General features: G+C 68.4%; 5 protein-coding genes and 2 pseudogenes. 1 reads left to right on the top strand and 6 read right to left on the bottom strand.

Annotated elements, in window-relative coordinates; genetic code table 11:
* Positions 1 to 495: pseudogene (locus AC08OV_RS20820) on the bottom strand (IS66-like element ISFsp11 family transposase); the annotation flags it as partial.
* A gap of 229 nt (positions 496 to 724) precedes the next feature.
* Here AC08OV_RS20820 and AC08OV_RS20825 point away from each other — a divergent pair.
* A complete protein-coding gene (locus AC08OV_RS20825; protein WP_476620158.1) occupies positions 725 to 1,804 on the top strand; it encodes a class I SAM-dependent DNA methyltransferase in 1,080 nt (359 codons plus the stop codon).
* A 32-nt stretch (positions 1,805 to 1,836) separates the two neighbouring features.
* On the opposite strand, the pseudogene AC08OV_RS20830 reads toward AC08OV_RS20825, so the two are convergent.
* From AC08OV_RS20830 to AC08OV_RS20850, 5 genes and pseudogenes are all read right to left on the bottom strand, one after another.
* A pseudogene (locus AC08OV_RS20830) lies at positions 1,837 to 2,721 on the bottom strand (radical SAM protein); the annotation flags it as partial.
* 43 nt (positions 2,722 to 2,764) lie between these two features.
* Positions 2,765 to 2,911: a hypothetical protein gene (locus AC08OV_RS20835; RefSeq protein ID WP_476612610.1), complete on the bottom strand. Its 147-nt coding sequence runs from the start codon at positions 2,909 to 2,911 to the stop codon at positions 2,765 to 2,767.
* A 239-nt stretch (positions 2,912 to 3,150) separates the two neighbouring features.
* A complete protein-coding gene (locus tag AC08OV_RS20840) occupies positions 3,151 to 5,112 on the bottom strand; it encodes an ABC transporter ATP-binding protein (protein WP_476612609.1) in 1,962 nt (653 codons plus the stop codon).
* Entirely contained in the window at positions 5,109 to 6,842 is a 1,734-nt protein-coding gene (locus tag AC08OV_RS20845; protein WP_476612608.1) for an ABC transporter ATP-binding protein, read from the bottom strand. Before AC08OV_RS20845 ends, AC08OV_RS20840 begins: the two co-directional genes overlap by 4 nt.
* A gap of 207 nt (positions 6,843 to 7,049) precedes the next feature.
* The coding region (locus AC08OV_RS20850; RefSeq protein WP_476620159.1) for a putative bifunctional diguanylate cyclase/phosphodiesterase at positions 7,050 to 9,514 on the bottom strand (2,465 nt) is incomplete at its 5' end.

The raw sequence follows: 9,514 nt of genomic DNA on the forward strand, positions 1-9,514 counted from the left end.
AAGATCCGCCTGGCACGACGAACATTCCGCCGGCGGATCCGCCGGTAACGACCGATCCAGCCCCGCCTCCCGGCTCAGCCCCGCACCGGGATGCCCCGGCTGCCCGCCCGGCTTCCGGTCCTTCGAACGGACCCGCTCCGACGAGGCCCGCCGCTGCGCCTTCCGTTTCTCCTTCGCACCGATCGGCTCCCTCGACGGCGGCACGGAGGAGTTCGTACTGTCCATCGACAGCCGCCGCCGCAGGTCAGCGACCTCAAGCTCAGGCCCGGCGACCCGCCGCCACGCCCGGTCCCCCTCAGCCCGCGCCGCGGCGAGCTGCGACTCATGACGTGCGGCCGCGTCCGCAACGACCCACCGCAGCCGCTCGTTCGCCGCCGCCAGCTTCTCGTTCGCCGACCGGGCCTCGACCAGCCCTTCGGCAAGCCCCTCAATCCGCGCCTCGGCCGCCGCCAGACGCCGCTCCCACAACGCGGACGGATCAGCCACACCCCTGATCCCCCACGCCCAACCACGCCGATCAAGCAACGTCCACGACGTGTCCCCCCACCACAAACCCCAAGGTCAGCGGGCCACGCCCGCCCACCCCTGAATGGACACGCATCGAGGCGTGGAATAATTCTTCCATGAAAGCCGCGGTCCACGTCGCGCGTCAACTGATTTCTTCCGGTCGGAGAACGGCGAAAATTCGAATGCCGGCTGGCCGGGTAACTGTCACGATGTCGGCATGGTGACGAAACCCGGAAAAGCGGATCCGGCCGAGTACGGCGACCGGATCGCAAATGTCTACGACCGGTGGAATCTCGTGGTTTCCCGAGTCGAGGAGATCGGCGCGGTCGTCGACTTCCCCGCGGAACGGGCCGGCGACGGGCCGGTACTGGAACTCGGAATCGGGACCGGGCGAATCGCCCTGCCGCTGGCGGCGCGTGGAATTCCGGTAGCCGGGATCGACGCCTCCGAGCGCATGGTTGGGCGGCTGCGGGCGAAACCCGGCGGCGCGGAACTGCCGGTGACGATCGGGGATTTCGCCGACATCGACGTTCCAGGAGGTTCGTTCAGCCTCGTCTACGTCGTGTTCGGCACGTTCTTCGCCCTGCTGACCCAGGCTGACCAGGAACGGTGTTTCGCCTCGGCCGCCGCCCGCCTGCGGCCCGGCGGGGTGTTCATCCTGGAGGCGTTCGTACCGGAACTCTCCCTGTTCGACCGCGGGCAGAACGTCCGGGTCACCACGACCGCCGACGACGAGACCCGGTTGAACACCGCGATACTCGACCGCTCCACCCAGCGGATCCATAGCCGCCACAGCGCCATCACCGACCACGGCATCGACACCTATCTCCGGTGGAGTTGCGCCACGCCTGGCCCGCCGAACTCGATCTCATGGCTCGGCTCGCCGGCCTGGCACTGGTCGACCGGTACGGTGGCTGGGATAGTGCGCCCTTCACCGCGGCCAGCACCGTCCACATCTCCACTTGGCGCAGGTCCTGACCCGGCGCCCCCGGACCCGAGCCGGCCCGGACCCGAGCCGGCCCGGACCCGAGCCGGCCCGGACCTCGGCCAGCCTCGACCGGGGCGGATCCCAGACCTGGCGCACGTCCCGGGTTGGGCACCTCCCGAGACGGCGAGGAACCGTCAGTCGATCCAGTCACGGGGCCAGTGGATCTCCTCGGCCGTAAGGCGGGGCCGGTCGGTCAGGGACCAGGGCGCGTCCAGGTCTTCCTGGACGACGGAGAACAGTCCATGGTCAAATGGCTCCCCCGGCGCCGGGGCGACCTGGACCAGCCGTTCCCGCACCCCGGCGCGCTGATGTGTCAGCGCCCGGTGATGGCAGTAGGGATTGTTGCCGGCGCGGCCGAAGAAAGTGTGGGCGGTCCAGGTGCAGCCGCCGCGGCAGACGTCCGCGTACGCACAGCCGCGGCAGAAGCCCCACAGGTTCTCGACCGCGGCCGGCGTCCCCGCCGCCATGTTGACCGCCAGCTCGGGAGCGTCACGCAGCAGATCGGTGAGGCTGCGGTCGCGGATGTTGCCCCCGGCGTAGTCCCGGGTCGGCAACGAGGGGCAACCCTTGATTGTGCCGTCCGCCTCGATGCCGAGCGTGGACAACCCGGCCTGGCATCCCGCCCAGAAGGCCGACCCCTCGGGAGAGCGCAGCAGCCTTTCGTAAGGGCCGTAGTAGCCGACGTTGTTGCCGGCATGGACGCGGATGCCGTCCCGGCGGGCGCGACGCGCGATCCGGGCAAGCATCGGGAACACCTCGAGCAGCTCGACCGGCTGGAGCAGGAGCTCGGCGTGGTCGGCCGCGTTGCCCATCGGAACGGTCAGCTGCCACTGCCAGGCGACGACGCCCGCGGCCCGCAGCCGCCGGTACAGCTCGGGCAGTTCGGATACGGTCAGACGATTGATCTGGGTGTTGCAGGTAGCCTCGACGCCGGCGGCGCGCAGCCGTTCCATCGTCGTGAAACACGACTGCCACGAGCCCTTCCGGTCGCGTAAGCGATCGTGGGTGGCGGCCATCCCGTCCACCGACACCGAGCACTGTTCGACACCCGCCGTGCGCAGTCCGCGCGCCATGGCCGCGCTCATCCGGTATCCACCCGTCGTGACCGTGCATCCCATGCCCCGGCGGGTGATCTCGGCCGCGATCGTCAACCAGTCGCGGCGCAGGAACGCCTCACCGCCGATGAGCGTGACTTCGTCCACGCCGACCGCCGCGAGCTGCGCCACGACGTCGAGCGCCTGCTCGGTCGTCAGCTCCGCGGGCCGCCGGTCACCGGCCGGATGCTTCGAGGGTCGTCTCGGTGGACTCCTCCGCGGCCAGTCTCTCGGCGATGTCCTCAGCCCGCCCCGGGCCGACCTGCGCAGCCCAGGAGGGCCCTCGTGGCAGCCGCGGGTCCGCCGGTTCATCCTTCGCCATCCCCCACCTCCACCGACATCATCGCCGAAAGAGCCCGCACCGGCCATCGGTACCGTTCGCCGACCATCGGCACTGTTGCATCCCGGGAAGGCATGGCATGCTAACCGCTCAGGGTCGACTGGAGCGATCCCGATCCGCTTTCTTGTCAGAGTTCACCTAACGAGCCGTCCGGCTCGCGCTCATCCCCGCTGTCACACGCACAAGCCGGTGGCGCAACCGCTCGCGTCAGATCTCGACGGTCAGATCTCGACGACGGCCTGGGCGAACTGGGACTGGTACAGCCGGGAGTACGGGCCGCCGGCGGCCAGGAGTTCGATGTGGGTGCCCTGTTCGACGATGGCTCCGTTCTCCATCACAAGAATGGTGTCCGCGTCCCGGATGGTCGACAGTCGATGCGCGATGACGAACGCGGTCCGGCCCGCCCGCAGGGTCGACATCGCCCGTTGGATGAGGACCTCGGTACGGGTGTCCACCGAGCTCGTCGCCTCGTCGAGAACCAGGATCAGAGGTTCCACGAGGAAGGCACGGGCGATGGTGATCAACTGCTTCTCCCCGCCGCTCACGCCGACCCCCTCGTCGTCGAGCACGGTGTCGTAACCCGCGGGAAGGGTGCGGATGAACCGGTCGACGTGCGCGGCGCGGGCCGCCGCCACGATCTGCTCCTGGGTGGCGCCCTCCGCACCGTAGGCGATGTTCTCCGCGATCGTTCCGCCGAACAGCCAGGTGTCCTGCAGGACCATGCCGATGCTGGCCCGCAGTTCATCCCGGGACATCGCCGCGACATCGACCCCGTCCAAGGTGATCCGTCCGCCGGTGACCTCGTAGAAGCGCATCAGCAGGTTGATCAGAGTGGTCTTGCCGGCACCGGTCGGCCCGACGACCGCGACGGTGTGACCAGGTTCCGCGACGAGTGACAGGTCCTCGATCAACGGCTTGTTCGGTTCGTAGCGGAAGGAGACGTGTTCGAAGGCCACCCGGCCACGAAGCCGCTCCGGATGCGCCGGAACCGCCCGGTCGGGTTCCTGCTCGACGGTGTCGAGCAGGTCAAACACCCGCTCCGCGGAGGCCACCCCGGACTGCACCAGGTTCGCCATGCTGGCAACCTGGGACAACGGCTGGCTGAACTGCCGAGAGTATTGGATGAACGCCTGGACGTCACCGATCGACAGCGAGCCGGACGCGACCCGCAGGCCGCCGATCACCGCTACCAGCACGTAGTTCAGGTTTCCGATGAACAACATCGAGGGCTGCATGAGACCGGAGATGAACTGCGCGCGCCAACTGGCGGCGTAGAGCCGCTCGTTCTGCTCACGAAAGATCTCCGCGGATTCCTCCTGCCGGCCGAACGCCCGCACGAGCGTGTGCCCGGTATACATCTCCTCGATATGGGCGTTGAGACCACCGGTGATCCGCCACTGAGCGACGAACTGGGGCTGAGCCAGCTTGCCGACCCGGGTCGCCACCATGATCGATACTGGCACCGTGACCAGCGCGATCAGGGCAAGGATCCAGGAGATCCAGAGCATCATCGACAGCACGCCCACGATCGTCAGCGTCGACACGACGATCTGCGACATGCTCTGCTGCAGGCTCTGCCCGAAGTTGTCGATGTCGTTGGTGACCCGGCTGAGCACCTCGCCTCGCGGCTGACCGTCGAAGTAACGGATGGGCAACCGCGAGATCTTCGCCTGGACGTCGCGGCGCAGATCACTGATCACTCTCTGCAGGGCCAGGTTCGCCAGCCGGGCCTGGAGCACACCGCACAGCCCGGACACCGCGTAGACGAGCACGACCCCCAGCAGCACGACACCGATGGCATCGAAGTCCAGGCCATGACCGGGGGTCACGTCGAGCGAGGCGAGCAGGTCCGCCTGGGTGCCGTGGCCGGTGGCACGCAGCTGCGCGACCGCCTGCTCCTTCGTGCTGCCGGCGGGCAGCCGCCGACTGAAGATCCCCGCGAACACCAGGTCGGTGGCGTGGCCGAGCAGGCGAGGACCGATCACGCTCAGACCGACACTCAACGTTGCCAGGACCACGACGGCGATCAGCAGGTGACGCTGCGGTCGCAGCAGTCCGAGCAGTCGGCGGCTCGAGGCGGCGAAGTCCATCGACTTCTCCGTCGCGCCCGGGCCTATGAAGAACCGAGCGGGCCCGGCCGTCGGGGCCGGACCGCGGCGCGGTACCGGTACCGGGCTGCTCATGCCGCCTCTTCCTCGGTGAGCTGGGAGAGCACAATCTCGCGGTACGTGGTGTTGTCGGCCATCAACTGCTGGTGGGTGCCGACGCCGACCACCTCACCGTGGTCCAGCACGATGATCTGATCCGCATCCCGGATGGTGGCGACCCGCTGAGCAACGATCACCACGGTCGCGGCGGAGGTCTCGTGGGCGAGCGCCCTGCGCAGACGGGCGTCGGTGGCGTAGTCGAGGGCCGAGAAGGAGTCGTCGAACAGGTAGATCTCCGGGCGGTGAACGAGCACGCGGGCGATGGAGAGCCGTTGGCGCTGGCCGCCGGAGACGTTCGTGCCACCCTGGGCGATCGCGGTGCCGAGACCGTCCGGCATGGCTTCGACGAAGTCCTTCGCCTGCGCAATCTCCAGCGCGCGCCACAGTTCGTCTTCGGTGGCGTCCGGATTTCCGTAACGCAGATTGGTCGCGACGGTGCCGGAGAACAGATACGGCTTCTGTGGAACTAGGCCGACGGTCCGGGCGAGCAGCGCCGGGTCGAGATCGCGGACGTCGACGCCGTCGACGAGGACGGCACCCTCGGTGGCGTCGGCCAGCCGCGGGACCAGACCGAGCAGCGTCGTCTTGCCGCTACCGGTGCTGCCAATGATGGCTGTGGTCTGACCCGGCCGGGCGCACAGGCTGATTCCGCGCAGGACCGGCGCCTCCGCTCCCGGGTAGTGGAACCCGACGCCCCGCAGTTCCAGGTCACCGTGGCGGCGCAGCTCCCGCACCGGGTTCCGCGGTGGCAGGACCGTGGAGTCGGTCTCGAGCACCTCCTGGATGCGCTCCGCGCACACCTCGGCGCGGGGAATCATCATAAACATGAAGGTGGCCATCATCACCGACATCAGGATCTGCATCAGGTAGCTGAGGAAGGCCGTCAGCGCGCCGATCTGCATCTGGCCGGCGTCGATACGGTGAGCACCGAACCACAGTACGGCCACGCTCGAGAAGTTGACCACGGTGAGCACTAGCGGGAACATCAACGCCATGAGTCGGCCGAACCGCAACGAGACGTCGGTCAGTTCGGCGTCAGCCACCGCGAACCGGCGCCGCTCATAATCGTCCTGGACAAAAGCGCGGATCACCCGGAGTCCGGTGATCTGCTCCCGCAGGATCCGGTTGACGGTGTCCAGGCGCTCCTGCATCGCCCGGCCCAGCGGCCGCATCCGTCGCACGATCAAGCTGATAATCACCGCGAGGACCGGAGTGATCGCGACGAGCAGGAGCGAGAGCCCGGCATCCTGATTGACCGCCAGGATGATGCCGCCCAGGCACATGATCGGCGCGGAGACCATGAGCGTGAAGCTCATCAACATCAGCATCTGCACCTGCTGCACGTCGTTCGTGGCCCGGGTGATCAGTGAGGACGCACCGAAGCGGCCGACCTCCCGCGCTGAGAACGACTGGACCCGGTCGAACACCGACGCCCGGATATCCCGACCGAGCGCCATCGCCGTCCGGGCTCCGAAGAAGACGGCGGCGCCGGCGCAGACGATCTGCACGACGCTGACACCGAGCATGAGTCCACCGATACGCATGATGTAGCCGGTGTCGCCGATGACCACTCCACGATCAATGATGTCAGCGTTGAGGGTGGGGAGGTAGAGCATGGCGATCGTCGCCACCAGCTGCAGAAGGACCAGTATCGAGATCGGCCGGCCGTAGGGGCCGAGGTGAGCCCGCAGAAGTCGGATCAGCATACGGTCCCTCTCGGTGGCGGCTGGTGGTCGAACCGGTAGATCGCGACAACGGTGGGTAACCACATTGCAAACGTGTTGCGACCCTACGACGTCAACCCAACATCAGGTCAAGGCATTTTCAGTGCCACGCACTGGAGAGTTGGGGGCCAGTGCCACGCACTGGAGAGTTGGGGGCCAGTGCCACGCACTGGAGACATGGCAGCTACCTCATGCCGGATACCTGCCGGGGATGTCGGCGAGCGGTGCGGGTCCGCCGAAGAGGCTGCCCTGGCCGAGGTCGCAGCCGCTGTGCGCGAGGGTGGCGGCCTGCTTCGCGTCGGTGATGCCGGTGCCCAGCAGTGAGATGCCCAGCCCGCGGATGGTGGCGAGGAACGCCGTGCGCAACGTGCCGTCGTTTTCTTCTTCCCCGGGGGTGCGGCCGTCGGTCAGCTGCCGGGTGGCGGTGGCGTCGAGCACGATGATCTGGACGGGGAGTGGCAGAAGGGGATCGAACGAGAGGTCCTCGGCGCTGGGACAGATGATCGCGAGCCTGATGCCTCGTGCGGCCAGTCCGCGCAGCGCCCGCAGGGCGGCCTGATCGGTGTGGTGCGTCGCGCCGACGACGCGGAGCACGAGAGCGTCGGGTGGCAGGTGGTGGACGGTCAGGGCACTGACCACCTCGGTCGTGAACCAGGCCTCAGCGGCATCGAGGATCGAGACGGGGATGTGGAGGGCCACCTCCGGATGGCCCGTGCTTCGGTAGCGGCCGAGGTCACGGCAGGCCCGGTCGAGCAGGATGTGCTCCAGTGCGGGGGCCAGCCCGGTCTGCTGGGCGGTGGGGATGAGACGGTGGTGGGGAGCGGGTCGGGAGGACGGGTCGTCCCACCGAAGCGCCGCCTCGACACCGACGGTCCGACCGGTGTGGAGCTCGATGATCGGCTGATAGCTGACGTCGAGGGTACCGCCGCCATCCTCGCCGCGTACGGCGTGGGTGAGGCTGGTGCGCAGGGCATCCTCGGCGCTGGCGGGGCACAGCTCCGGCCGGTACACCACCAGGGTGCCCTTACCCCGCCGTTTTGCGGCATACATGGCGGAGTCCGCCTGTTTCAGCACGCTTTCCGCGGTGGCCTGAGTGCCGGGGTCGACAACGACCAGCCCAATGCTGGCCTGGATTGTATGAACCGTTCCGGCGAGTACCAAGGGTACGCGGAGTGTTTCCAGGATCCGCCGCCCGATGGACTCGGGGTCGACGCAGCCACCTTCCAGTAGGACCGCGAACTCGTCGCCGCTGATGCGGGCAACCGTGTCGGTGGTACGGGCGCAACTCGTCAGCCGATCCGCGGTTACGCGAAGCAGGTCGTCGCCGGCCGCGTGCCCGAATCTGTCGTTGACGCTCTTGAAGTCGTCGAGGTCGCAGAACAGTAGTGCAAGCTGCGTATTGTCCTGCGTATTGTCGTGGAGGCGCCGGGCAAGTCCGCGTTGCAGTCGGGCCGTCAACAGCGTGCGGTTCGCCAGGTCGGTCAGCGGATCGTGCAGGGCCTGGTGGTGCAGCTGTCGTTCGCGGGTGTAGCGGTGGGCGTTGTCCAGGCACAGCGCCGCGCGGGCGGCCAACTCCTCGGCCAGGGCCAAGTCGTCGTCCTCGTAGGGCTCTGGTTGCCGGGAGCGGTAGAAACTGGCCACCCCGAACATTACGTCGCGGGTGCACAGGGGAACGGTGATGAGCGAGTGGATCCCCTGCGCGAGGAGTCGCTCGACGCGTTCGGGGTCCTGGGCCTGCCAGCCGGGAGCGGCGTGCAGGTCGGCCTCAAGCACCGCCCGCCCGCTGGCCAGGCACCGGGCCTGCGGCGTGGAGGGCAGGAAGCTGATCTGGTGACCGGCCGGGTAGAGGGCGAGGCCTTCCTGGATGCCGTGCAGGGCGGCGCGGCGCAGCAGTGCGTTCGGACGCAGCAGTGCGGTCGGATGCAGCGAGTCCTCGCCCCGCAGGACAGACTCCGCCAGGTCCACCGTGACGACGTCGGCGAGTTCGGGCACGGCTGCCTGGGCCAGTTCCTCGGCGGTCCGGGTCACGTCGAGGGTGGTCCCGATGTGCATACTGGCCTCGTACAGCAGGGTGAGGCGTCGCCGTGCCGCCACCGCGAGACGGCCGATTCCCTGTTCCCCGATGGCCAGCAGCGACGCGCCGATGGCGGGCTGCCGGCTGTCCGGGTAGGTACTGGCCACGGGTGTGCTGGCCGGGCGGGTGGCGTCGGGTGCACTGGCCGGCGGGCGCGGCATCGGCCTGGGCGCGCTAAGCGCGGCATACGGCAGGAAAAGCCCCGGCGCCGACGGGGCACCGGCGTCGGCCCCCTGCGGCTGGCTGTTGAGGTGTCCTGCCACGGCCGCGGCGCTGGTCATAAGGCGACGGGGCGGCCCGAAGGGAAAGGCGACCTCGACGGCCAGTCCGGCCACCGCGGAGTGCGTCTGTACCTTCCTGCACACCAGCGTGGCGGTCTGACCGTGCGGCAGGGATACCTCGATGACGGTCGGGCGGCCCGCTGCGATCAGTTCAGCGGCCTTCTCCTGCAAAACCAGCCGAATATCACGCTCGATCTCGATGCCGGACCCGGCCTTGAGATCGAGCGGAAACTGTGCGCCGCCAGCCGGTATCCGCATCCGGTGTTTGGCCTGCCGGTACGCCAGGAGCAAGGCCCGTT

This window comes from Frankia sp. CeTa3Moorea, from assembly GCF_978021225.1.

Excerpts from the sequence above, each read along its gene's own strand:
- AC08OV_RS20825 (WP_476620158.1), top strand. The coding sequence starts at position 725 with ATGGTGACGAAACCCGGAAAAGCGGATCCGGCCGAGTACGGCGACCGG.
- AC08OV_RS20835 (WP_476612610.1), bottom strand. The coding sequence starts at position 2,911 with ATGGCGAAGGATGAACCGGCGGACCCGCGGCTGCCACGAGGGCCCTCC.
- AC08OV_RS20840 (WP_476612609.1), bottom strand. The coding sequence starts at position 5,112 with ATGAGCAGCCCGGTACCGGTACCGCGCCGCGGTCCGGCCCCGACGGCC.
- AC08OV_RS20845 (WP_476612608.1), bottom strand. The coding sequence starts at position 6,842 with ATGCTGATCCGACTTCTGCGGGCTCACCTCGGCCCCTACGGCCGGCCG.